The organism is Bacillus sp. MRMR6 (assembly GCF_001940785.1).
In the GTDB taxonomy this organism is placed as follows: Bacteria; Bacillota; Bacilli; order Bacillales; family Cytobacillaceae; genus Neobacillus.
Genome location: NZ_MSLS01000026.1, coordinates 46,818 through 72,040 on the forward strand (window position 1 = coordinate 46,818; position 25,223 = coordinate 72,040).

The following is a 25,223-nucleotide window of genomic DNA, read 5'->3' on the forward strand; positions in this document are numbered from 1 at the left end:
CAGTAATCGTTGACAATTTCCCCACTCCTTAAGGTTCTTTTTATGTTATTTATTTATCTAAAAAGCTCAATTTGATATTGGTATTTTTCACTACAGAATTTTGTAGTTGTAAATTCTATTGGTCTCTCTTCATTGCCATAACTGATTCTTTCCATTACTAACAACGCCTGCCCGCCTCTGATTCCAAGTAAATCGGCCTCTAATATCGTTGCATTGATAGAAGTAATCTTCTCATTTGCATGTTTTAGGGTAATGTTGTTTTTCTCCAATATTTCATAAAACGTTGCGCGATTTAAATCCTGATGAATCAGCATTTTTCCAATATCATCAGGCCAACACGAGCGCTCAATCGCAATGGGTGTCTGATCAGCAAAACGCAGACGTTCAATGACCACTATTTCTTCTTCCATTGGCACCTTAAGCATAGACTTTTCATAATGTAAATCGCTGCACGTCTTCACTACTAGTAATTTAGAGGCTGGAACCATCCCTATTTCCATTACCTCTTCAGCAAATCCTTTTAACTTCCCTAAACTTCCGATAAATAACTGGGGTTTTACAATGGTCCCTTTCCCCTGCTTTTTCTCTAGGATTCCTTCCTGAACCAGTATAGAGATCGCTTGTCGTATGGTTGTTCGGCTTACATTGAACTCTGCCATCAATTCATTTTCGGTCGGAATCATGGTATTTGGGATCCATTCCTTTTCTTGAATCCGTTTGATAATCGTATCTTTCACTTGTACATAGAGAGAGATACTTTTGTCAGGCTCGAAACTGCTTCCCACTTATTCAAACTCCCTTCAGCACGAATGACTCCAGCCATTATGGAAGTAACACGTCTTCCTTTTTAAACAAAAACATTCGTTTCTAAATTTAGCAGACGTCCTAATTCAATTAGTTGTTTAGTTACATCACCATATACTAAAGCAAAGTGAGGCTCATAGCCGGCATTCATTAGATCATAAAGTGTACTTGTCACATCGGTTGTTAAGGCTACTTCTACTGAGGTACCACTAAAAGGTTGTTCCACATCAAGTGCATTCCCTTTCATGACAAGAAGCCGATATCCGTCAGGTGTATGACTAACTCGGAAAATGGTCACTTCCCCCGCCTTTAAACCGAAATCCATCGCTAATCCCATCTTACGGTTTGGATGTAAACCAGCCTTCGCTCCTGTTGATGGGTGGGCAAGTGAGTACGCTCCAGCTCCGCAATGCCAAAAAACAACTGAGTTTTTTTCCTCATTTACATGGACCAAGTCACCTAAATAGGGTGCACTGCCTCCCGTTAACTCCCGTAAAATATACATAGAAACAGATCCGTGTATATCTGATTCACAAGAAGAAACCATTCCATCCTCGGTGAACTGTGACAGTACCGAACATGGTGCTGCACCTAAATCATTGAAAAAGTCCGGCCAACATCTCATGGCGATGGATTTAATCTCTTCCTCTTTGATCTGTTTTTTTATGTAAGTTGAGAACTGGGCGAATTTTTTGACTGTTTCATCCTCACGATTCAAACCAATTACTTGTTGTTCTGCCCGATCAACTTCACCAATCCATTCTTCTTCAGGAAGCTCTATACATTTTCTAAAAGCCTCTTGCAAATCCATCTTATGAAGAGTGACACCCAGTGCTTCTTTTAGTTCGCCCTCGTTTGCGTCAGAGAAAAAGAAGCCAGGCGGATATTCTCCAACAACTCCAATCTTCAATTGATTTAAAGATTTCAGAACACGCATGACATCGAATTTCTCGAGTAATTCTTTTTGTAACTTTTCTTCATCCGGATTTCCAAATACAAATGCAAATGGATGCTGGTGATTGCGCAGTACATTACTTGTGCTATTTCCACCCGTCAACGAGTTAAGTCGTAAACGACCGCCTACACTTGGTTCACGAACGGACCATACAATCACTGGTTCCTTAAAATACTCAAGGGTCTTCACCATGAACTCCCCATCTGCAAAGGTCACACTTTGATAGAGAATGGTATTGATTTCAGTGGAAGCTGCTGTTTGTAAAAATTGTTCGAGTTCTTCTACTGAAGTGAGGATTTCAGTGGGCGCTACAATCGTATGACCACTTTCTTGAAGCCATTTCATACTTTGACTGCGGTACGTTTCTGCTGCTTCAAGATCAAATGTTTTTCTTCCGATTGGAAGGTATAAAATTACTGAATTGGTCATCACATAATTCTCCTTTTAGGCTTTTTCCCATTAACGGTATTCGTAATTATAACAATAAATTCATCATTACCTTTTACTGCAAAAAAATATATCTTTTAAACCTTTTCCGAAAAGATAGTTATCTTTGTTGAAAAGTAGGTATCTTTAATACTATAATATGAAAACGTCTACAGCTTTTCAAGTACTTTTTCAAAATATTCTTCAATTTTATTTTGACTGGATTTATGAAGACGTTACCGGCAGAGCTTCTGGAGGCAGCAAAAATAGATGGGGCGAATGAATGGAAAACCTATTCGCGAATCGTGATTCCTTTGTCACTTCCTTCCATTGCAACTGTGACTATTTTTGCATTTGTGATTGTATGGAATGACTTGCTTCATCCCTTATTACTGTTAAAATCTGCAGAAGTCAAAACACTGCCGATTGCACTTCTTAGTTTTCAGGGACAATACTTAACAAATTACCCGATGATCTTTTCTGGTGTAATTATTGCTTCTGTTCCTATGATTTGTGCTTATGTATTCCTGCAAAGATACTTTATTGCGGGAATGACTGCCGGTTCAATTAAGTGAAAATTACATCATTACGTTACAATGAAATAGGGATAGAAAAGGACAATGATCTTGATCATTGCCCTTTACCTCGTAAGTTCAATATTATAATGGTATTTATCACTACGATATTTTGTTGTAGAAAATTCAATTGGTCTATCATCGAGTCCGAAGCTTAATCTTTCCGTCTCGAGCATCGCTTCCCCGCCTCGTATTCCTAACAGGTCAGCCTCATAAATAGTCGCATTAATGGCAGAAATCCTCTCTTGTGCACGTTTTAAGATAATTTCATTATTTTCTAATATTTCGTAGAACTTTGCACTGTCTAAATCCTGATGAACGAAAATCTTTCCAATATGAGCCGGCCAGCATGTTCGCTCAATGGCGATGGGCACCTGATCGGCAAAACGAATTCGCTCAATTACTAGAATTTCCTCATCTTCCGAGATATTGAGCATAGATTTCTCATGATACAGATCATTTTTAAACTCTACTCGCAATAATTTCGAATTAGGCGTCAGCCCTTTTTCCGTTACCTCTTCCGCAAATCCTTTTAGTCGCCCGTTCCCGGTTAGTTGTTGTGACTTTACAATGGTTCCTTTTCCTTGCTTTTTCTCTATTAGACCATCTTGTACGAGCATTAAGATAGCCTGACGCAGGGTGGTTCGACTAACATTAAATTCTTCCATTAACTCTTGTTCTGTAGGAATCAATGTATTAGGAGCCCATACTTTTTCTTGAATTCTTTTTATAAGAATATCTTTTACTTGGAGGTATAAAGCAATATTCTTATTAGGATCTACCTTACTTTCCAATTTAAAATCTCCTTTCTATAGGGTTTTACGTTCCAAAATTTATTTTCTATTTCAGCTATTATAGCACACACTTATCATTACTATTATAACTTACATCACTATCTTTCGATTATAAAGATGCCTGGACTGAATTGAAAACTTTAAAAGAATGGTTTAAAAAAGGCTGTTGATCGATCTCAACAACCTTTAAAAAATGAATTAAGTTAAATGTTTGATAATTGAATAAAAGTCTCTTTCCACTCAGATTTCTTACGGTAAAATACCGGTGGTTTTCCAATGGGTGCTTCGACGGTAACAAGGCCGCCATTGTACGCTTGACCACTCCAAAGGTGAACCCATTCATCTTCAGGTAAATACACTTCCCATTCTTTTTGACCCTCTTGATACACAGGAGCCACAAGTAGGTCTTTGCCATATAAATATTGATACTGGATGTCGTACGCATTTTCATCCTGTTCATAGTGCATAAATAAAGGACGTTGAACAGGAATGCCATGTTCAGCATTTTCCTTCACGAGTGACTTTGTGTAAGGGGAAAGTGTAACATAAAGCTCCGTCATTCTTGCTAAGTGTTCTAAAGACTCATCATCATCATCATATTGGAAGCAATCATCTGGACGATTTCCTTCGTGGGTTCTCATCACTGGCGTAAATGCCCCCATCTCAGCCCATCTCATAAGCAATTCCTTGGAACGCTTATTACCATGTAAGCTTGTATAACCTCCGATATCACTGTGATGCAATCCACAGCCTATCATCCCTGAAGATAATGCAGCAGGAATGACTGATGCTAAACCATCATCTAATGTCCAATCCACACTCTGATCTCCACCCCAGAGAAGCGTGCAATATTTTTGCACTCCTGTATATCCTGCACGCATGAAATAAACCACTTCACCTAATTTGTTTGATTCAGAAACAGCTTCATAATTGATCTTTGCCCACATTGTAGGCCATGCATTATGCATCATTTTTGCATCGACACCATTATGGAGAACAACATCAGTTGGCAAGTATTCACCGAAATCCGCCATCCATCCATCTATTCCAAAGTCAATCATATTATCTTTAATGACCTTTTTATACCACTCACAAGCTAAAGGATTGGTAAAATCAACGACCCCGCAATAAAACTCACCAAAATCAACCAGATACGTTTCACCTTCTGTTGTTAGAGCTAAATATCCATTTTCATTTGCATATTTATATAAATCTCCCTCTACTGCCACATAAGGATTGATATATCCTAAAAAACGAATGCCTTTTTCTTTCCACTCTAGTATTTTCTTATCAAGACTTGGATACTCATTAGGGTTCCAGCGCCAGTTCCACATTAAACGTTTTCCAAATGATGTGATACGCTTTCCCTGCCAATCTTGACACCAAACACCGCCAACCTTAACTCCTTTCGCAAGAGCCTTCTCCAACTTCGCTTCTACTACTTCTGTTCCACCTTGAATCCCTAACCAAATGCCATTATAGGTCCACTCAGGTAATTCTGGCTGACGCCCAAATCGCGCAGTGATTTTCTCTACTAAACTAATAAAGGTAGAGGCACCTTCAAAAATAATTTCTTTCGGAACTTCCCAAACTTGAAGTTCATGAAAATCAGATTTTCTGAAATCAAAGTCAGCGTAGGCTGTTGTTTCAACGTGGCAATAATACTTGTTGCTTGATACAAAGGTCGGTTGAGGGAAATTAGTATTATAATAATCTCCGCCAGCATTATCTTTCACATCAGCTTGCCATGTTACATATGTTTGTTTGTTTCGGCCAACACCAGGCTCTGAGGTCCAAAGAGGAAAATTCTTTCCTCTCATATTAAAATAAGACAACTGTTCTCCGCACCCATATACTTTTTCTTCTTTATCCGCTTCGATTCGAAACCAGAATCTATTTATTTTTTCTCCCGATTCAACAACCTGTAACCTTGCTTGGCCATTCTCTAGTTTTAATGAAAATGTTAATGCTGGGATAGCACCTTCATACTTACTCAAGGAGATAAAAATGGTTCCGTCCTCATTTACTAAGGTTTTAACATAACGAAGAGCTGTTCTCTCAATCACATAATCGCGAATATCAAAATTACCTCGGTACATGTCAATTTCTTCTTCTCCGTAACCTATATAGACAAATGGCTTTGTAGAAGAATGCTTTAACAATGTCTCACCATTCCATGTTAATTCGAACCCATCTGTAAATAATTCTATTGCCATTCCTGTATTCGTTTTAGTATTGCTCATGCTTGTCTACCTCTTTCTCGCTAATAACCAAGTACAGAACGACCGTTGACAGCGATCGTTCTGTACTTTATTAAGCTAGTTTTTTATGCTTCTTAGCAATTTCTTTATTCTGCTGCTTTTCTAAGTAACGAGCATATTTTATATTCCAGCTATTTATAGAAAAATAACCTAATATAACCGCAATTACTGTAACAGCTATCATTGCTGGCCAAAACATTGGGGAAACTAATGAAGTTCCATATGCCAGACCAATTGGTGAGAATACAATATACGTCATCACAATAAGTGTTAATAGAGTGACTGTAACAAGTAAGGAATATTTCCAAGGCTGAAGACTTACTTGAGCATTTGACTTGAAAATATACGGTACTTTCATTGGTCTCTTTTTTCCAATAACCATCATTATTGCTACTTCAATACAGAATAAAATGGCGTAAATATAAATGAAGTTAATCGTGACTTGAACACCAAATAATTGGTTTAATCCCCAAACTAGCATATAATAGGTAATCACGTGGAACCCAATCACTACCTTTGCAGCAAGGGCTGGAATACGCTTTGAAAGCAAACCTACTAGTACGATTGTAATAATCGGAATGTTGAAAAACCCTGTAAAACGACGTATTAAATCCCATAAACCATCTGGTGCATTCATTAACATTGGTGATATGAAGAAGGAAACCAATGCAATAATTGTACCAAAAATTTTACTAATACGAATTAATTCTTGGTCCGAAGCATTCTTTTTCAAAGGTTTATAAATATCAAGTGCAAACATCGTTGCAGCTGAGTTTAGCAATGAGTTAAAAGAGCTTAAAACTGCTCCAAGTAATACTGCTAAAAAGAAACCAGACATATACAAAGGTAAAACCTTTGCAACAAGTGCTGGGTAGGCTAAGTCAACCGGCTCCATTCCTTCTCCATATAACTGGAATGCAATCAAACCAGGAACCATCATAAAAAGCGGAATAGCAAGTTTAAAGAAGCCAGAATAAAGCACCCCTTTTTGTCCCTCTGCTAGATTCGCTGCACCTAGTGTACGTTGAATTACATATTGATTGGTTCCCCAGTAGAAGAGATTGGCTAATATCATCCCTGTGAAAATTGTTCCAAATGGGACAGAATCTGTACTCGAACCGATCGCATTCAACTTTTCAGGATTTGCTGTAACTACTTTTTGCACACCTTCCGCAAAACTTCCGTCACCTAGTGTAATGAATCCTAACACTGGAACAAGGACACCTATAATTAATAGTCCAATACCATTTATAGTGTCTGAGATGGCAACTGCTTTTAAACCACCAAAGATGGCATAAATAGCTCCGATTATTCCGACTACCCAAACAATCAGCCAAATCGATTCTGCATAAGAAATGTTTAACATGGCTGGTACATCAAATAATTTTAAAATGGCTAACGCTCCAGAGTATAGAACAGAAGGAATGGTAACTAAAATATATCCCAACATGAAAAGTAAAACCGAAAGACGTCGGACTCCTTCATCATAACGGGAACTTAAAAACCCTGGTAAGGTTGTAAAGGCACCGCCCAAATATTTTGGAAGTAAGTAGAGTGCCATTATGACAACGGCAAAACCTGCGGTGACTTCCCATGCCATATTTGATAAATTGGCCCGGTATGCCTGACCATTAAGACCAATTAATTGTTCAGCTGATAAATTTGTTAACAATAAAGAACCGGCAATAAAGGTCCCCGTTAAACCACGACCCGCTAAAAAGTATCCGGCGGAATCGCTTACATCACCTTTAGACTTTAAATAGGAAATCCATCCCACTAAACCCATAAAAAATGCACAAGATAATAGCGTAAACCAAAGGTTTGTCATCTCCATAAATACATACCCCTTATTCATATTACTGCTGTATTTTAATAGTAGAAATTATTACAATCCCCGTCAAATCTATTTTTCTTCTAACAAACTAATGATAAAAGACTTGAATATTTTCCCCTTTAATTCCCGGATAAGCTCCACGACTGATTAACATTTCTCTTTCTGGATGTGCAAGAAGCCACTTATTTGTCATAAACAATAAGGTATCTTCCTCTGTTCTTTTTTCGATTTCTTTGTTCAATGGCCGATTCGTCCCAGCAGGTAAGATAACAATTACTTTAAATCCTTCATCTGTCACCTTACACGGCGCAAAATGGAGAGTTGTCCCATAAAGCTCGATAGCCGTACCCTTTGGAATATAAAAAGCACGAATCATTTGAGAATCATAGGAATTACTTTTGATATCTTGTACTTTTCCTAGAAGAAGCACAAGATCTGTTAGAGCGATATTGATCTCGCTCCCTTTATGATATTCCAAACCGTTTAACGTTGAATTTCTGCCATTACAATAACCAATCTGTATCGGTAAATGACCATAAAAATTACTTTGAACCTGTTCTTTAATCTTCGTCTCTTCCATTTCCGTTACAGACGGTACATATATATTTCCTTCTTCAGGAATATTTGTCTTCATCATATACGATTGTAACTCGTTAAAATCATGGTTGTATAGTATTTTCCCATACGGAACAAACTCTTGTTGATTTACATGAAAAAAAGAAATATGAGTGTTTAATGTTTTCAAAACATCAAAATTTTGCAAGGAAATTAACCTCCTTATTGCTTATCTTTAAAAGATCCTCAAAGATTATGATGTAATATCTTTGAGGAATCTTTATTTAGCGAATCATTATTTTAAAACCACTTCTTCTTTTACTGTTTGATCCCATGCATTCCGAAATACATTTAAACCATAATCTGTAAATGCATGATCAAAACTATTTTTATAGACATCGAATCCACAAGTTACAATATTCGCCCCTGCTTTAGCAGCATCAACAATTTGTTTGCCGGTACGTAATGCAGCAACGATAATCTCAGTTTCATATTGATATGTTTTATAAATACTAGCAATATCTTGAATATACTGTTTTGTATCTTCGCCATTATTCTCTTTCCAACCAACGAACGGAGAAACAAAGGCAGCCCCAATTCTTGCTGTTTGAATGGCTTGAGCTGATGAAAATACTAGCGTTACGTTTGTTTGGATTCCATCTTTTGCCAATTCCTTTGCAGCGATTAAACCTTGTTCAATGCAAGGGATTTTTATTACAAAATTTGATGAGAGCGCAGCAATTTTTTTTCCTTCAACCACCATCTCTTTTGCATCATTTAGATGGGGGTTAATTTCAACAGAAATAGGGAAGTTTTCAACACCTCTAAATTCACTTGCAAATTCATCTAGAATAGTTAAAAAAGGTTTTCCACTATTCATAATGTGTTTAGGGTTAGTAGTTACCCCATCGATTGCCCAATTTTCATATGCATAACGAATTTCTTTCATAATGGCACTGTCTAAAAAGTATTTCATTAACAATACCTCTCCCTTCAATTTGTTGTTATGTTTTTTATCCTCGTAATAACATAGTGACCTTTAATTAAAAGTTACTATCTTTATTAATATAATATGAAACCGAATTCAAAAATTCAAGTCTTTTTTCATAATTTATAATTAAAAATTTAGATAATTAAAAAATCCAACCATAAAAACAGCTGTTGTTTTGCATGTAGGGCATATGGGGACCGTTTATTGTTGTTATTGTTGTTCTTTTTCTTTTTCTTTATCTTTTTCTTAATCTTCTTCTTGTCCCCTTATCGTTACCGATGCGTCAACGAATCGGTAACTTATCGTCCCTAGCCAAACAAAACAGCTTGTTTAAGGACAACTTTTTCACCTTTACTACAAACACAACTTTCGACCAGTTTCTCACCTCTAAACAAAAACAAAAGCCTCTACACCAAGCAAATACGCAAACCCAAACAATCATTTAATTAACACCTTTATTTTCAATCAGACGATTGATTAAATGCTGGAAAACCCTTTTACTTAAACGAACTCTTGCTAGTTTTTATGAGCAATTTCTGTCGAGGAACAGTCACTGGCTTCGATGTATTTCTGCTATAAAATTATATAAAAACTAGTAATCTACACAAGTCGGCACGTTTTGATACTAATCAAACGATTGATTAAATGGAAAATCCGAAGTGAATAGAAAGGTTTTATTATAATAGAAAGGAAGGTAATCTGCATCTACTAAAAAGGAAGTGGAATTTCATGGATAAGCAAGTGATTTCTGTAATGGGGTGAGTTTGGGGTACATCTCTTAGTGTTCCACTAAGGATTGTATTTATCTGTTGGGTCAAACTCCTTTTCCACTTAGTCATGTAAATTACCTATCAATCATAAGACATACAAAAAGCGTAAGCGAGAGTATCCACACGGGCATAGGTTCATGGCCCCCACAAGGATGAAGGAAGATAGGAAAATTACGGTAGAATGGGCTCTGCTAATGGTCACCTCGCCCGTTTCTAGCGGTTGACGAAGCATATCAAGCGTCTTTTTTGTAAACTCAGCAATCTCATCGAGAAATAATACACCACGGTGGGCCATCGAAATTTCACCTGGTCTTGGGTTTGATCCGCCCCCAATGATGGCAACAGCTGACGCAGAATGGTGGGGATGTCGAAAAGGAACGGTTTCAATAGGAATTCGTTTAGCCTCCTTAACAGAAGCATCAGGCAAACCAACCACCACCATCGATTCCGTACCAGTCGATATCCGTACCTCAACCTGCACACGGTAGCCTTCCAAACCTTTCAAGCCAATACTTAAAACCTTAACAGTCATACAAAAGCCTCCAACCTATTTAATTTTCAAAATAAGAATGAGAAGTAAGGAAAAGAATGTAACAAAAGAAGGAAGATGAATCAAATGAGGTGTACTAACCAATAAACCCTCGACAAAAAACGGGGGTCACTGTGATCCCCCTAACTTCTCAACAGGAATATTTTTATGTATAATGGATATATAATAAAAAAGAGAAGTGCGTCAACACTTCTCCCTGCAACCTCTACCGTCAGGGTGATGGTTGTCATGTGGATTATTTGCGAGAACCACCCTTTTGCTTGCGACGGCGTAGGGTGGTTTTCTTGTTATCTAGACCGTTTTTCCGAAAGATATATGCCGTTAATTCGCGGACAATCCCCTTCAGAACTTCACGTAAGGTTTCAAGAAAAGTTTCCAGTATTATCACTCCCTTCCCCTACGAAGGAAAAGAAGATCGACAACCCGGCCACCCAACAATATTCAGCTGCAGCTCCATTCTATCAATGATAAGCGCTATCTAACAACCTATCAATCTTCGACAAATATCGGGGAGTCACTGTGACCATCATGAGGACACTTTTTCAGCTTTACTCACAAACGCAGCTTTCGACTCCCTTCTTTCCTTTTTCTTAATACAAAAGCCTTTACAGCAAGCAAAAACGCATATCCAATCAAACGTTTGATTAGCATAAAAATATTCAAATAAACGTTTAATTAAATTCAGGAAAACCCCTTTATTTAAACGAACTCATGCTAGTTTTTTGGAGAAATTTCTGTCGAGGAACAGTCACTGGCTTCGATTTATTTCTTCTATAAAAATAGATAAAAACTAGAAATCTATATAAATTGACACGTTTTGATACTAATCAAACGATTGTGTAAAATGGGAACAATTAAGAGGAATAAAGGATTTTAATATAAAAATGGGTAGAAATTTGTCGCTTACAATCTATTGAGGGGGCCATGGAAACTTAAGTGGAAGTCCATTTAATGGAAGCTAAACTTTCTTTCAACGATGACAACATTCATCTTTCAGTTCTCTATCAAAAAACCTTATGGTAAAATATTCAAATCAAAATTTCACACCTCCTAGATTAACTTGTATCGCTGCCACAGTCACGATAAAAAACTATAATCCGTATCATGTAGGAACTAAATATTCATAACATCTTTACAATGAACCTAATAAGAGCATTGGAGTTGATATGAACCATAACCAAAGCTCTTACGAATTACTTTATTAAAAGTGTAAATCAATTAACGACCAATAAAGATCTTCTGTAAATCCCTTTTAAATTCAGGATGAATAGCGATTTCTGGTCGAATATCTTTGACCATTGATTCTGCCTGCTCTATTGTTTTAGCTAATCCAAGTTCAAGTAATACACCCATTGCCACACTACCTGTGCGACTTTTTCCTCCTTTTCAATGAAGGACAATTGTTTTCCCTTCTTTGTGAGCAGTTGCTACAAATGAAATAGCTTTTTTTAGTTTTTCTGTTTGATTGGGAACTCCGTCTATTAATGGGATATGAATCCATTTAACATTTTCACCTTGTACCACTCCTTCTGTTGCTTCAGCACGAAGGTCAACGATGTATGTAGCATGTTCTGAATCGACTATGTTTTTTACTTCTTGTTGCCCGCACATGAAGATTCCTTTCAATAACATTTGAAAATCAGACAAACCTGTCACCCCTCTTAAAGTATTAATTGAATTATACGATTTCGGTTATATAATTCAAGAGATATGTTTAGGTAGTTTACACATTATATTAAAACGGGAAGCGTTATATTATTCTGTAAGGCTTTTTTATCGGGGAGTGACTGTAACTGTATTTACAATCCTATTGTGAGTGCTGCCTGGATACCACCCGTTAAAATTTAAATTCTTATGTGGATCTCCTTAACGAAAAAAACTCGTGGTAAATTGGCGGGTTTTCGTAATATGAGGATGAAGACCACATCCCATTGGAAAACCGGAGAAATAGGTCTTCATTAAGATGATGAAGACCTTTTCCCTTTGAAAAGTCAGAGAAAAAGGTCATCATAAAACCGATGAAGACCTTTCCCTTTGAAAAGTCATAGAAAAAATTCTTCATGGCAAATGTCATTTGTTTCACCAACCTGAACTGCTTAGCAAATAGAAAACTATTAAAATTTTACACCTAGATCATCGCAATGCTTGGCACAGTAAATACTTTTTATTACATTTTTGCATTATTTCTCAACGCATGTAAGGCCAGTGGTCTGACCCCAATATTAGTTAACCGCTACTCTCCAATAAAAACTAGTAATCTACACAAATGGACACGTTTAGATACTAATCAAACGATTGTGTAAAACAGGAACAATCGCCATGAATAAAGGGGTTTTGCTATAAAAATGGGTAGAAACTTGTTACTTACAATCTATTGGGAGTGCGCATGGAAGAATGGAACAAATAAACGGAAGAAAGAAGAACAGCGAGCAAAACAAGCGGAACTCGAACGTTAAAGGAAGAAGAGGAGAAAGCAAGGTTACTAGAGTTAAAAAAGAAAAAGCAGGCAGAAGTGATTGATCAACTGCTCCAAATCAGTATTATTCATAATTAAATATTTCCAATCTATTCATTATCTCTATCACCTCAATAACAAGTTCATATTCATCCTTATCGAGGAGTCACTGTGACTGTATTTGACTGTATTTAGGCATTTGTGGATACAATTATCAATTACTTACATAATAATATTTTGAACAAAAAAAAATGGTTTATAAACTATTTAAATGTGAGGAGTAAGCTATATGTATTATTACTACCCAGACTATTATGAAATCCCTAGAACTTCCTTTAGAACGACGCCACCAAGACCACCCGTACAACCGGGCTATCTTCTTGATTACGGAGGACTCCATCCACAACAAATACAGTCTTCAGGATGGGCGCCGCCAACGGATCAACCTTTAGGATATGACTATCCTGTTCAGGAAATTTTTCCGGGTAACGAAAGATATTCTGAGAATTATATAAATGAGATCAAATACAGTACACTTCAGCAAAGACCCATAATAGTTCCCGACGAGGTATCATCCGAAGAATATAGACAGAATGCTCCAGTGGTACTAATTAACTCTTGGGCAACTAAAAATCCTAACTTTCGAAAAAGATGTGGGTGTGATGATGTTAGTACTTGCCCATCCACTAATCACGGGCAATCATACGCAGCTGTCGATTATAATTATGGAAAAGGCCCAGGTAAATATAATATCAAAGTTTGGATTAAACATTATGGAAAAGAAAATTATGGAAAATGGCCCACCTTCGAAGAAAGATGGAGGCAGTTCCAAAGAGCCCCTATAGCCTATAACCATTTTCAAACAGCAATACTTCCTGGCCCAAACGCTCCTGGACGACAAGGCTATTTTAGAAATGGTAACAATCAAACTCCAGGTTTACGTACAGGTACACTAGGACTAGAAGTTTATGACAAAAGAACAGGCAGTTCAGTGTGGAGATCTTTGTATTATTTCGATCAAGGATTTGGATCATTTGGAAGAGAGTGGCTGAGATGTGGTCACGACTACGGATTCCAATTCGAAGATAGATAACCTATAGGTAAAAATTCAACATTAAACCAGTTTGGTATTAATGATATGCCGGAAATGGATGAACAATTTGTTCATAAGAAATAAAATAATATGAACAATATGGATTAGCTGATTGTGATATTTAAACAATCAACTGATGGAAATAAACAAGAACTAAGGATTCTTTTCCGTCTATTACTAAAGATTAGATAAGTTTGACCCACCAGCTTTTTTCTATTTATTATTTAATCATCTATCAAACATTTATTTTAATAAATTTTTTAAAGTCTGATTTCGTTTGAATCAGACTTTTTAATTTGTTGATTGCATTAAGACATATGTCTTCTTGTGCTTATACTAATCAGCTCACCATTTTTGTTTATAACAACTTCATCTATTCCATAGCTAATATGAGAATCGTAGTAAGGGTGTACTTTTAGATGTAAATATCAACCAAAAAGTTGACCATGTCGCTCATGTAAAAGTTGACCATCCTCTTGTTACTTCGAATAGGTTTTTTGAGACGGTAACTTTCCCCGTTCATGGGGATGATGTGTGCCTTATGGGTCACTCGATCCAACAAGGCGGCGGTCATCTGTTCATCGTGAAATACCTCTACCCATCGGCTAAATTCCCGATTGCTCGTGATGATCATGCTTCCTCTCTCGTAACGAGTAGAGAAAAAATGAAATAATAATTCAGCTGCTCTCTGGTGGTAGGGGAAAAGGAGGCTATTTCAAAAGGATACTTTTCGTAAAGTTGGTTGAGTAATGAAGAAAGGCTTGGAAATCACTTGCATTTCGGAACAAGGGCTCGCGGCGTTTCCCCTGAGTGGGAGCTGACCCCACTGGCATTGCTTCACTTCCCCCCCTTCTCCACTTCCCTCACTTCCATGGAATTATTTTCTTGCTTTTGCAAATAATATAAAGAATTAAATTTGACTTAAAAGAGGAAATAAAATGGTAAAAAAATTTCGATATCCTCAAAAAATTGAATTTTTTAGGAAAAATACCCTTCAGAAGGGGGAAGAATTCAATAAAGAATCTTATGATAAATCTGAAGAATCTAATCAAGATTCTATAAGTAAACAAGAGCATAATGTCAAGCAGGACAAAAAATGGATAGAAAAAGATCTATTAACCAATATCATTCGGATTAAACAAACATTAGGGAAAAGCGTGGATGTGAAATATCGAGAAATCGTAATAATTCTAAATGATAAAAAGGTTAATGCCTTTATTTGTTTTATTGATGGGATGGCTAGTGAACCCTATATTAATTTACATATTGTGAAGTCATTAATGGAATCTGATTTCAATGCAGAGATTTATCTTTCAGAGGCATCCGATGAGGACTTTCTAACCATTGTTAAAAAAAGAATATTAAGTTCATCAAGCTTAAAGGAAGAGAGGGAACTGGATGCTGTTAGTACAAGCATTCAAATGGGAGAAACGCTTATATTAATCGATGGTTATGAAACAGCACTACTGGTAAGTACCCAAGGGTTTTCATCAAGAAATGTAGGAGAACCTGATACCGAATCAAATGTGAGAGGGCCAAGAGAAGGGTTTAATGAAGTATTAAAAGTAAATACTTCATTAATTCGCAGAAAAATTAATAACCCAAATTTGATATTTGAAGGGATGCAGATCGGGAAGGAAACAAAAACGAACATTAGAATTGGCTATATAGAGGGAATTGCCAATCCAAAGGTTGTTGATGAGGTGAAAAAAAGATTAAAACAAATTGATACGGATGCCATCCTAGAATCAGGCTATATTGAACAATTTATTGAAGATCATCCATTTTCTATATTTCCTACCGTTGCAAATAGCGAAAAGCCTGATAAAGTAGCTGGAAAAATATTAGAAGGAAGGGTCGCGATCTTTTGCGATGGGACTCCTTTCGTATTAACCGTCCCTCATGTATTTGTGGAAACTCTCCAAGTAGGAGAAGATTATTACTCTCGTCCATATTTATCAACCTTTATCAGGCTATTACGATTTCTTTCGTTATTTTTAACGATTGCTACTCCTGGTTTATATATTGCTATTACAACATACCATCATGAAATGGTACCCACTCAACTTCTTGTCTCAATGGCAGCAGCAGAAGAAAAGGTTCCGTTTCCGATATTCCTTGAAGCGATGCTAATGGCTCTTGTGTTTGAAATCCTTCGAGAAGGAGGGGTTCGAATGCCTCGACCAGTTGGTGGTGCAATTAGTATTGTTGGAGCATTGGTTATTGGAGAAGCAGCTGTTCAAGCGGGATTTGTAAGTACTCCCATGGTAATCGTCATTGCGATTACTGGAATTTGTGGATTTGTGGTAACTGCTTTAAATGATGCCAATATCTTATCCAGGTTTTTAATTATGCTTTTAGCAGGTGCATTAGGATTATATGGGGTATTAATGGGCTTTCTCATTTTGTTAGGACATATGTGCTCCTTACGCTCTTTTGGTACACCATATTTATCTCCTCAAGCTCCAATCATTTGGAGTGAGTGGAAAGATTCAATTATTCGGATGCCGTTATTTTTTCAAAAATCTAGACCTCAATCGATCATGTGGCAGCAATCCAAAAAGCAGTCATTAAAAAATAAACCGACTAAACCAAATAAGCCTGAGGGAGAGGAACAGAATTGAAAAGAATCATTTTCGCTATTCTCAGTCTGCTTCTGCTATCAGGCTGCTGGGACAGAGAAGAGCTAAAGGAGATTGGAATTGTTGCAGCAATTGCTATCGATAAGGATCCTAAAACAGGTGGTTTTATATTTACTTCCCAATTATTAAAGCCTGCTGCAGAAAGCACGCAAACTCCAAGTCCTGATAAACCATTTCTTCTAATATCCACTACTGGTCTAACGATTTTTGAAGCAATCCGGGCAACCAACCAACAAGTCGATAGAGAAGGCTTTTATGCACATAATAAAGTCATTATTATCAGTGAGGAATTGGCGAAAGAAGGGCTGCTCCCCATTCTAGATTCATTCCAAAGAGGGAAAGAAATTAGAGGGTATGTCTGGCTTTGTATAGCTAAAGATACAAGTGCTAGAAGGGTATTAGAGACGGAATCGATGGGGGTTTCCCGTATACCAGCCATTATAATAAATAGGATGCTGGAAAATACAACCAAGCATTTAAATTCTATTTCAAGCAACATGCTTAATTTTTATAAGGAAGTGTTGGGTGGCGGAATTGATTCTGTAGTAAGTGTACTGCAAATTGAAGAAAAAAAAAATAAATCGCAAGATACAGCAGTTAAGTTTACAGGTGGGGCTGTGTTTAAGAAGGACCGATTAGTCGGATTTCTAGATGAAAGTGAAATAAGAGGTTACCGGTGGGTAAAGGGAGACATTGAGACAGGTGCTATATCACTCCAATCTGTCTTAGATAAAAGTAAGTATGTAGCCGTCGAAGTAAAGAAAATAAATACCAACATTATACCAAAGGTAAAAGGGGAAGAGATTTCTTTTACTATTGATGTCTCACTCGAAGGGTTAGTTACTGAACAACAGTCTACAGGTACCTTTGAAGATCCAAAGCAATTAATAGAATTTTTAGAGGCGATGGAAGACGAAAATAAAAAATTAATTGAAGGTGAGATCAATAAAACAGTTGGAAGAGCCCAAAAAGAATTCCAAGCAGATATTTTGGGGTTTGGAAAAAAGCTAAATAAAGAGTACCCAAAAACTTGGAATAAAGTAAAGGACAATTGGCCGAAAATGTTTGAAGAAGTTCCTTACGAGGTGAAAGTCGATGTGAATATTACAAGTACTGGGTTATTGAAAGGGCCGTTTAAACCTGTTCAATAATAGGGTTCTTAACTTTTGAAAAAGGAAACAACCATTTGGTATAGCATGTAGAAAATTAGAATTAGGACATACAGGCTTCCACCAGTGTACAGGATGCCTGTATGTATATCATAGCTAAAGATTGTTTGTATGTACTTCATTATTATTCTCCTCTTTAGAGCTAGGAATTTTCTTCCGTTTAATATACATGATAATAACAAGCAGGATAGGGATAGACTGGAAAATTAACATACCAAACATATCTAAATCTCCCTTCCAATGCTTATAATCTAAGCCTGGGAAACGGTATATTACATATAAAGGAAAAAGCAATCCAGAAAAGAATATAACTTTTTTAGGGTTTTTAGCCTTTAGCAGCCATGTGAGTGCTAGGATAAATCCATAAAAATGGAGAGACATTTTGAAAAATCCTCCAATAAACATAATCAACACGGCGATTACATCGAGATTTGTGATTATATTTCCAATATTAATCGATAAAATTGTTTCTAATAATGGTATTTCAGTGTTTGCAGCAAGATCAGGACCAATTACTGCAATTACGGATATCAAAGTAAATATGACTAATACCGTTGAAAACATAACCGCCATAAAAGCTGTTTTACGTAAAAGCTTTTGATTGTCAACAAAGTGCCAAAACATCAAAAAAACAACCATTTCTCCAAAGGGAAAAGCAATCACGAAATCCAGTTCTGTTAAAATAAGGGATAGGCCATTCCCTAATATAGGCTGTAGCTCACTAATATGAAAGTTTCCTGAAAAAAGTATGATGATATAAGTGGTTATTAGAAAAATTAAAAAAACTGGAAATAAAATTTCAGCAGTACGAGCTAACACCTCAAAACCTAAGCTAAGAATATAAATGGCTGAAATAATAAATATGTAGAGGATTACTAGTAGTGGGGTGGTTGGTAATGCCGTTATTTTAATTAAATGACCGAATTCATAAAAGTTATGGCTTGCGTTACTTAAAAAATAAAGACCAAATAGAAATAGTAAAGGTGCAGCAAGCTTTTTTCCTAATAAAGTATTTAATATCTCAGAAAAGTTCTGCTTAGGGTAAAACTTGGCAATTTGTGTGTAAAACCATAATAGAAAAAAACCAACAAACGAAGCAAGCAGCACAACAATCCACGCGTCCTGCTTTGCTCCAATCCCTAGAGCAAAGAGAGTTGTACTTCCAATCTCAAATATCATGATTAGTGCAAATAATTGAATTTTAGAAATTTGAATCATGTGATTGATATTCCACCCTCGTTATAGACTACATATTATCTCGTTAGCATTTTACCCATAACTTCATTGTTGTAATCTTTTAAACATCTTTTTTTACCATTTCACCTTTCGACAGGCTTCTCTCCTCTTAAAGTCAATCATCACCATTATATTGAGGTATACTTTGAATCCAAACAAACGTTTGATTAGCGCAATAAATTTCAAACAAACGTCTGATTAAATTCAGGAAAACCCCTTTAACTAAACGAACTCATGCTAGTTTTTTGGATTAATGATTGTCGAGGAACGGCCACTGTCTTCGATATCCTTCTGCAATAAAAATAGATAAAAACTAGTAATCTGCACCAAATGACACGTTTTGATGCTAATCAAACGTTTGTGTAAAACGGAAAATAGTAAGATGGATAAAGAGGTTATCTGATAAAAATGGGTAGAAATTTGTCATAGTCGAGGAATCACTGCAACCACACAGACTGACAGTATTTTTCCCGTTTCTGTGCCGAGGACCCTTCATAATAATCTAGGAGACTATTCGTATTCATGAAACACGGGACGAATAGATTCTGATTCTTATAAAAAAGATAGCTGCTCCATGGATAGTATTCTGGCAGCTTCACCATTCTTGCCTCGACGGGATTGAGATGGATGTAACGGCTGACTCCTAACATTCCTTCTTTGTCCTCAATGACCTTGTCATAAAAACGCTTCTCGTATACATGGCCGGTTAGGCGGTATTTTGTATTATAGTAATTAGCAAATCGCTTATTGATCAGGGCCATTAGCTTCGAAATGGGTATTTCCTTTGATCGTAATTGTAAATGGTAATGATTATTCATGAGGCAATAAGAGGCTAATTCAAAAGGGTACTTTTCGTAAAGTTGGTTGAGTATATGAAGAAAGGCTTGGAAATCACTTGCATTTCGAAACAAGGGATCGCGGCGATTTCCCCTGCAGACGATATGATAAAATCGTTCTGGGATATACACTCTTTTTTTATAGGGCATCAATGTTCCCTCGCAATCCCTTGTTGTTTATTTAGCCCCCATCTTCTTAGCGTCATCGCTTCCCATATCGCTTGGTCGGTTAGTCGTTCTTCTCCTGCTAGATCAGAGATTGTCCTTGCAAGCCTAATTATTTTTGTTTGGACACGATTGCTCCAATTTTGTTTAGCTGAAACATTTGTAAGTATCTTTTTCTGTTCCGCTGTCAACGGATTCGTATCCATCAATGTCTCAAACGGAACCTTCGCATTCGATACCTCTCTTTGATACCGATCAAACTGGCGCAGACGTGCTGTTTCTACACGTTTTTGAATATCTTTAGAAGTTTCCCGCAGCTTAGATGGCTGGTTTAGATTTTCTGATTTCATCGATAACAGGATATCAATTCGATCATAAATCGGACCTGATAAGCGGTTCCGGTAGGCTTGGATTTGATTTTGGGTACAGGTGCAATAATGATGAAGTGAGCCGAGGTAACCGTACTGGCATGGGTTCATGGCCCCCACAAGGATAAAGGGAGATGGGAAAATTACGGTAGAATGAGCTCTGCTAATGGTCACCTCGCCCGTTTCTAGCGGTTGACGAAGCATATCAAGCGTCTTCTTTGTAAACTCAGCAATCTCGTCAAGAAAAAGCACTCCGCGGTGGGCCATCGAAATTTCACCTGGTCGTGGGTTAGATCCGCCCCCAATGATGGCAACAGCTGACGCAGAATGGTGGGGATGTCGAAAAGGAACGGTTTCAATAGGAATTCGTTTTTCACCTGCAAGTTGATACAAACTCATAACTTCGAGCTTTGCTTGGTTCGTTAATAGAGGTAGGATTGTGGGGAAGGTCTCAGCTAACAAGCTTTTTCCACAACCAGGAGGACCACTCATAAGCAAATTATGCTCACCAGCTGCAGCAATTTCTAAAGCTCTCTTCTCTTTCTCAAGTCCAATCACATGAATAAAATCCCTTTGATGTGATTCAACTTCTAGAGATCGATGTTCCTTTGAGGGGAAACAAGGCAGAGACAACAAACTTTCCTGCCCCTCCAAATGCTGAACCACATCCTCAATATGATTCACAATCACACACTCCATATCATCTAGCATATGCAGTGGAAGAACCGGGTCATAAGGTAAATAGACCCTTTTGGCTCCAAGACTTTTGGCAGCAATAACAGCCGGCAATATCCCATCTCCACTTACAACCGAACCATCAAGCGACAAAGCCCCAATGAATGCTGTCTCTGGCGGAATCTCACGCTTAACTTCACCTAATTCCTTCAAAGCAGCGATAGCGATGGCCAGATCAAACAACGAACCATTTTTCTTTTGGTCGGAGGGTGATAGATTCACCACCACTTTCTTATCCGTAACATCCAAATCAAAATAAGCAATCGAAGCTAATACCCGTTCCCGAGCCTCCTTAACAGAAGCATCAGGCAAACCAACAACCACCATCGATTCCGTACCAGCCGATATCCGAACCTCCACCTGCACACGGTAACCTTCCAAACCCTTCAAGCCAATACTAAAAACCTTCACAGTCATACAAAAGCCTCCAAACTATTTAATTTTCAAAATAAGAATGAGAGAAAAGAAATGAATGTAACAAAAATAAAAAAGAAGATAAAAAAGAAGAAAAATCAAATGAGGTGTAAAAAAGAAATCGTTATTAAAAAGAAGAAAAAAATCAACCACAAACAATATTCTACAAAACCACACAAATCCCTGCAATAATTAAAAAGAAGCACAGCAAACAACCACTGTACCCCTAACCATACATCGACAAATATCGGGGAGTCACTGTGACCAATATTATACCAGGTATAATTTTTCGGTCCGGGTCCGAGCTCGGTACTGCATCTCCTTGAACTGTAGCACTCTCATTTGAAACACCGACAGGACTAGCATCAGGCAAACCCAAAACCACCATCGATTCCGTACCAGTAGATATCCGCACCTCCTGCACACAGTAACCTTCCAAACCCTTCAAGCCAATGCTTAAAACCTTAACAGTCATACAAAAGCCTCCAACCTATTTAATTTTCAAAATAAGAATGAGAGAAAGGAAATGAATGTAGCAAAAATAAAAAAGAAGATAAAAAAGGAAGAAAATCAAATGAGGGGTAAAAAGAAATCGTTATTAAAAAGAAGAAAAAAATCTACCACAAACAATATTCTACAAAACAACACAAATCCCTGCCTCAATAATAAAAAAGAAGCACAGCAAACAACCGCTGCACCTCTAACCATCGGGGAGTCACTGTGCAGAAGTTGGTGCAGACGCGCACTATCCCAATGGATTTCAACTTTTCATTTCATGTATAAAAACAACTCCACCCGTAATCTCTTGAATGGGCACAATTCAAATGTGGATGAGAACATCGTATGGGTGACAAAAATACAGAATTCAGTATCGCCGTAGTTGGCACTGTTGGAGTTGGCATAAATGGAAGCTGTAACATTCTTGGAGAAGATGATGCTGCCCCTCCTGCCATTTCAAAACAAATGCCATCTGGAGTACAGCAAACATTCCCAATACACTCAAGTGGAGGTTTCAATGTTCTGATATACCTTGGCCCAAATCTCTCTCTAGGATGTGTTTTTCGTTCACCACGAACATAGAGCTGTTTATCTCCAGTTACTCCAAAGACTATTTTTGTATGGTAGGTATCATATACAACTTCACCTTGCCTTTTAGGAACTATACCTTCCCAAACTGGGTATCTATAGTCTTCTCTCCCCCGGTAGTAAATTGAGATGTGAATGTTATCTGCTCTCTCCCTTAGAGTATAATAGTATCCCCAATCTAATCTTTTAGCGAAAGAATCCAACTGATGAATTGGTGCTGTATCGGGTCTAAACAATATTTTCTCCCCTTCTCACTAAACTTCCATATATAATATGTGTTAAAATTTTATTGTCTAGGCAAAGAATTAGATAAAAAAGCACTTCACTCAGAAGTCTTTTATAAAAATATTCCTAAAGATGTAATTAGAAATTCATTGACGGCCATTAGCATCCAGTTTCTCATATTTATTACCTACTCACCTTTCGGCAATTTTCCACTTCACTTTCAATCAGCAAACGCCTTTATAACAGCATTTGTCATCAATTCAATCAATCGTTTGATTAACGAAAAAAACATTACATATTCGTTTGATTAAACATAAGCAAAACCCTTTTGGAAAACGAACTCATGCTAGTTTTTTGGAGCAATTTTTATCGAGGAACGGTCATAGTCTTCGACTAGCATTTCCTATAAGAATTGATAAAAACTAGTATTCTACATCAACTGACACGTTTTGATACTAATCAAACGATTGTGTAAAAGAAACAATTATGATGAATAAAGGATTTTACTATAAAAATGGGTAGAAACTTGTCACCTTCCATCTATTGTGAGTGCGATATGAAAATCTCCGGTTAGAACTCAAATTCTTAAGTGGACATCCTTTTAATAGAGGCTAAACATTCATTCTGAGGATAATTGATTAACCACTCCTATCGGGGCGTCACTGTGCACCATCCCAAGGTTCCTGTGCATCCATTTTCATGAGTTGATATCAATTGTTATAAGCTATATAATAATCGTATATAATGAAAAAGAGAAGTGCACTAACACTTCTCCCTGCAGCCTCTACCGTTTAGGGTGGTGGTTGTCAAAGTAGTTTATTTATTTTGAAACCACCCTTTTGCTTTGGACGGCGTAGGGTGGTTTTCTTGTCTTCTAATACGTTTTTCCGAAACGCTTATTTCACGCACAATCCCCTTCAGAACTTCACGCAGAAATTCAAGAAATGTCTCCATGATTATCACCTCCTTTCCTATAACGGAAAGAAGAGAGACAACCAACCACCCTCTCTATTCAGTTGCTATTTATCACATTCTTACAATCTAACACTCTATCAATCTTCGACAAATTCCGAGGCGTCACTGTGACCATAATTATTTTATTGTAATTAACTACCGTGGCCAACCTTTATAGGGGTTCAGCTCTTTATATATCTCACATGGCTGTGCTGTAGTTTTCACTTTATAAATAACTTGTGATCATACGACAAAATTCTCCTCTAAACGAGGCGTCACTGTGACCAATACCTCACAAAGCTATTCAATAAAACAAAAATGGCTTGCCAAAACTCTTATCAGTTATCATGCCAATTTTATTTTAATTTGTTTGAAATGTACCTCAAAACGGAAACCTTTAATGTGAGATCAACAGCATTTTCTTATTGTGATTTTTATTGTTTGTATTGAAATTAATATAGGCAAGTGAAACAAACTGCTTATTTTACTAGGTTTCCACTCTAAAAGGAACGTTAGTAAAAACGGGAACAATAGCCGTGAATAAAGAAGTATTTCTATAATATGGGTAGAAATTTGTCATAATCGAATGAGTGGGGGTCTGAACTCTCTTCCCCTACTTTTGGCACCTAAATGTTGCTTTAATTCACCTAATCTTTTTAAAATGAATCATAATATTTTTATCATTAAATTTGAAATTATAATCAACTCTATTAAATCTGAATACAACATTTACAGTTCCATCTACCTCTTCTAAATCTGTAAGGTCAAGGTTTTCAGGCTGTGTATTTAGTATTTTTGAAGCCTTTTCTTTAATAATATCAATTCGTTCTTTAGTAAAATTAAAGGATTTAATAGCTGGAAGTTTCTTAATTAAGTCATAAACAAATCCAGAAACAATTGTGTTTTGAATAAATAATATAACTTCATAAAATCCACCACTCGCACCCTGATCATTCCTTTTAGTATGTTCATATTCGATATGAACGTCTATATTATTTGCACGTAAATGTTGAATAATTTCATTGAATTTTATACTACTACTTTGTCCGTGTTCTCTTGTATTTCGCAAGTGAAAAGTGAGCCATTTCGCAATTTAATTTTGAGCCACCACTTTTTCGGTATTCTCTTTCATCCATTCTTCAGTTTCTCTCATCCTGAATGAAGGGCCAACCATGTTTACTACATGCGATTTATGAGTAAGACGGTCAGTCAATGCAGCTGTTAAAACAGGATCGTGAAAGATTTCCTGCCACTTTAAGAATGACAGATTGCTAGTAATAATAGTTGACTTCCTCCCAGCTCGAAGAGAAAGGTGCGAAAACAATAATTC

The 25,223-nt window shown here is 36.9% G+C and carries 22 protein-coding genes and 2 pseudogenes; 4 read left to right on the forward strand and 20 right to left on the reverse strand.

The annotated features are described in order from the left end of the window. Window positions 1–53: 53 nt before the first annotated feature. Window positions 54–785, reverse strand: a complete 732-nt coding sequence (locus BTR25_RS19785) for a GntR family transcriptional regulator (RefSeq protein ID WP_075689758.1) — start codon at window positions 783–785, stop codon at window positions 54–56. A 62-nt stretch (window positions 786–847) separates the two neighbouring features. After that, a complete protein-coding gene (gene sftI, locus BTR25_RS19790; RefSeq protein ID WP_075689759.1) occupies window positions 848–2,188 on the reverse strand; it encodes a sulfoquinovose isomerase in 1,341 nt (446 codons plus the stop codon). A 212-nt stretch (window positions 2,189–2,400) separates the two neighbouring features. Between sftI and BTR25_RS19795 the strand changes: the two genes are divergently transcribed. Then, window positions 2,401–2,760: a carbohydrate ABC transporter permease gene (locus tag BTR25_RS19795; protein ID WP_368483005.1), complete on the forward strand. Its 360-nt coding sequence runs from the start codon at window positions 2,401–2,403 to the stop codon at window positions 2,758–2,760. 65 nt (window positions 2,761–2,825) lie between these two features. On the opposite strand, the gene BTR25_RS19800 is transcribed toward BTR25_RS19795, so the two are convergent. The 9 genes and pseudogenes from BTR25_RS19800 to BTR25_RS26920 form a co-directional block, all read right to left on the reverse strand. Continuing rightward, the gene (locus tag BTR25_RS19800; RefSeq protein WP_075689761.1) at window positions 2,826–3,554 is read right to left on the reverse strand and encodes a GntR family transcriptional regulator; all 729 of its coding nucleotides are present in this window, start codon (window positions 3,552–3,554) and stop codon (window positions 2,826–2,828) included. A 203-nt stretch (window positions 3,555–3,757) separates the two neighbouring features. Beyond that, a complete protein-coding gene (locus BTR25_RS19805; protein WP_083652478.1) occupies window positions 3,758–5,797 on the reverse strand; it encodes an alpha-glucosidase in 2,040 nt (679 codons plus the stop codon). A 70-nt stretch (window positions 5,798–5,867) separates the two neighbouring features. After that, window positions 5,868–7,649, reverse strand: a complete 1,782-nt coding sequence (locus tag BTR25_RS19810) for a solute:sodium symporter family transporter (protein ID WP_075689762.1) — start codon at window positions 7,647–7,649, stop codon at window positions 5,868–5,870. An 88-nt stretch (window positions 7,650–7,737) separates the two neighbouring features. After that, window positions 7,738–8,412 (reverse strand): DUF4867 family protein, encoded by a 675-nt coding sequence (locus tag BTR25_RS19815; protein ID WP_075689763.1) that lies wholly within the window; start codon window positions 8,410–8,412, stop codon window positions 7,738–7,740. A gap of 87 nt (window positions 8,413–8,499) precedes the next feature. Next, a complete protein-coding gene (locus tag BTR25_RS19820) occupies window positions 8,500–9,180 on the reverse strand; it encodes a transaldolase family protein (RefSeq protein WP_075689764.1) in 681 nt (226 codons plus the stop codon). Between the two features lie 885 nt (window positions 9,181–10,065). Then, a pseudogene (locus BTR25_RS28245) lies at window positions 10,066–10,365 on the reverse strand (ATP-binding protein); the annotation flags it as partial. Window positions 10,366–10,750: 385 nt separating this feature from the next. Further along, on the reverse strand, window positions 10,751–10,903 hold the full coding sequence (locus BTR25_RS27775) for a hypothetical protein (protein ID WP_175596835.1): 153 nt from the start codon (window positions 10,901–10,903) through the stop codon (window positions 10,751–10,753). A gap of 830 nt (window positions 10,904–11,733) precedes the next feature. Further along, a complete protein-coding gene (locus tag BTR25_RS28520; RefSeq protein ID WP_303046854.1) occupies window positions 11,734–11,868 on the reverse strand; it encodes a protein-tyrosine phosphatase family protein in 135 nt (44 codons plus the stop codon). Window positions 11,869–11,901: 33 nt separating this feature from the next. Then, window positions 11,902–12,162 (reverse strand): hypothetical protein, encoded by a 261-nt coding sequence (locus tag BTR25_RS26920; protein ID WP_083652480.1) that lies wholly within the window; start codon window positions 12,160–12,162, stop codon window positions 11,902–11,904. Window positions 12,163–13,259: 1,097 nt separating this feature from the next. On the opposite strand from BTR25_RS26920, the gene BTR25_RS19840 reads away from it, so the two are divergent. Continuing rightward, window positions 13,260–14,063, forward strand: a complete 804-nt coding sequence (locus tag BTR25_RS19840) for a hypothetical protein (protein WP_075689766.1) — start codon at window positions 13,260–13,262, stop codon at window positions 14,061–14,063. A gap of 415 nt (window positions 14,064–14,478) precedes the next feature. Here the strand turns inward: BTR25_RS19840 and BTR25_RS19845 are convergent. Then, window positions 14,479–14,706, reverse strand: a pseudogene (locus tag BTR25_RS19845) (ATP-binding protein); the annotation flags it as partial. A gap of 295 nt (window positions 14,707–15,001) precedes the next feature. Here BTR25_RS19845 and BTR25_RS19850 point away from each other — a divergent pair. Together BTR25_RS19850 and BTR25_RS19855 are read left to right on the forward strand one after the other, a co-directional pair. Next, the gene (locus tag BTR25_RS19850) at window positions 15,002–16,687 is read left to right on the forward strand and encodes a spore germination protein (protein WP_075689767.1); all 1,686 of its coding nucleotides are present in this window, start codon (window positions 15,002–15,004) and stop codon (window positions 16,685–16,687) included. Further along, the gene (locus tag BTR25_RS19855; RefSeq protein WP_075689768.1) at window positions 16,684–17,856 is read left to right on the forward strand and encodes a Ger(x)C family spore germination protein; all 1,173 of its coding nucleotides are present in this window, start codon (window positions 16,684–16,686) and stop codon (window positions 17,854–17,856) included. Before BTR25_RS19850 ends, BTR25_RS19855 begins: the two co-directional genes overlap by 4 nt. 114 nt (window positions 17,857–17,970) lie before the next feature. Here BTR25_RS19855 and BTR25_RS19860 read toward each other — a convergent pair whose 3' ends face one another. The 8 genes from BTR25_RS19860 to BTR25_RS19890 all read right to left on the reverse strand — a co-directional run. Then, window positions 17,971–19,092, reverse strand: a complete 1,122-nt coding sequence (locus BTR25_RS19860) for a GerAB/ArcD/ProY family transporter (protein ID WP_075689769.1) — start codon at window positions 19,090–19,092, stop codon at window positions 17,971–17,973. Window positions 19,093–19,547: 455 nt separating this feature from the next. Continuing rightward, the gene (locus BTR25_RS19865) at window positions 19,548–20,096 is read right to left on the reverse strand and encodes an REP-associated tyrosine transposase (protein ID WP_075689770.1); all 549 of its coding nucleotides are present in this window, start codon (window positions 20,094–20,096) and stop codon (window positions 19,548–19,550) included. Then, a complete protein-coding gene (locus tag BTR25_RS19870) occupies window positions 20,096–21,631 on the reverse strand; it encodes a YifB family Mg chelatase-like AAA ATPase (protein WP_075689771.1) in 1,536 nt (511 codons plus the stop codon). Before BTR25_RS19870 ends, BTR25_RS19865 begins: the two co-directional genes overlap by 1 nt. 223 nt (window positions 21,632–21,854) lie before the next feature. Continuing rightward, window positions 21,855–22,103: a hypothetical protein gene (locus tag BTR25_RS19875; protein WP_075689772.1), complete on the reverse strand. Its 249-nt coding sequence runs from the start codon at window positions 22,101–22,103 to the stop codon at window positions 21,855–21,857. 298 nt (window positions 22,104–22,401) lie between these two features. Next, complete coding sequence (locus BTR25_RS27220; RefSeq protein WP_139311293.1) at window positions 22,402–22,950, reverse strand: hypothetical protein; 549 nt, start codon at window positions 22,948–22,950, stop codon at window positions 22,402–22,404. Between the two features lie 805 nt (window positions 22,951–23,755). Next, window positions 23,756–23,893, reverse strand: coding sequence for a hypothetical protein (locus tag BTR25_RS27780; protein ID WP_175596836.1), 138 nt, complete (start codon window positions 23,891–23,893; stop codon window positions 23,756–23,758). Window positions 23,894–24,536: 643 nt separating this feature from the next. Then, on the reverse strand, window positions 24,537–24,962 hold the full coding sequence (locus BTR25_RS19885; protein WP_075689774.1) for a hypothetical protein: 426 nt from the start codon (window positions 24,960–24,962) through the stop codon (window positions 24,537–24,539). A 24-nt stretch (window positions 24,963–24,986) separates the two neighbouring features. After that, the coding region (locus BTR25_RS19890; RefSeq protein WP_175596837.1) for an ATP-binding protein at window positions 24,987–25,223 on the reverse strand (237 nt) is incomplete at its 5' end.

Coding starts and splice junctions, on each gene's coding strand:
- sftI (WP_075689759.1), bottom strand. CDS start 2,188: ATGACCAATTCAGTAATTTTATACCTTCCAATCGGAAGAAAAACATTT.
- BTR25_RS19805 (WP_083652478.1), bottom strand. CDS start 5,797: ATGAGCAATACTAAAACGAATACAGGAATGGCAATAGAATTATTTACA.
- BTR25_RS19810 (WP_075689762.1), bottom strand. CDS start 7,649: ATGGAGATGACAAACCTTTGGTTTACGCTATTATCTTGTGCATTTTTT.
- BTR25_RS19820 (WP_075689764.1), bottom strand. CDS start 9,180: ATGAAATACTTTTTAGACAGTGCCATTATGAAAGAAATTCGTTATGCA.
- BTR25_RS28520 (WP_303046854.1), bottom strand. CDS start 11,868: ATGGGTGTATTACTTGAACTTGGATTAGCTAAAACAATAGAGCAGGCA.
- BTR25_RS19840 (WP_075689766.1), top strand. CDS start 13,260: ATGTATTATTACTACCCAGACTATTATGAAATCCCTAGAACTTCCTTT.
- BTR25_RS19850 (WP_075689767.1), top strand. CDS start 15,002: ATGGTAAAAAAATTTCGATATCCTCAAAAAATTGAATTTTTTAGGAAA.
- BTR25_RS19860 (WP_075689769.1), bottom strand. CDS start 19,092: ATGATTCAAATTTCTAAAATTCAATTATTTGCACTAATCATGATATTT.
- BTR25_RS19865 (WP_075689770.1), bottom strand. CDS start 20,096: ATGCCCTATAAAAAAAGAGTGTATATCCCAGAACGATTTTATCATATC.
- BTR25_RS19870 (WP_075689771.1), bottom strand. CDS start 21,631: ATGACTGTGAAGGTTTTTAGTATTGGCTTGAAGGGTTTGGAAGGTTAC.
- BTR25_RS19875 (WP_075689772.1), bottom strand. CDS start 22,103: ATGACTGTTAAGGTTTTAAGCATTGGCTTGAAGGGTTTGGAAGGTTAC.
- BTR25_RS27780 (WP_175596836.1), bottom strand. CDS start 23,893: ATGGAGACATTTCTTGAATTTCTGCGTGAAGTTCTGAAGGGGATTGTG.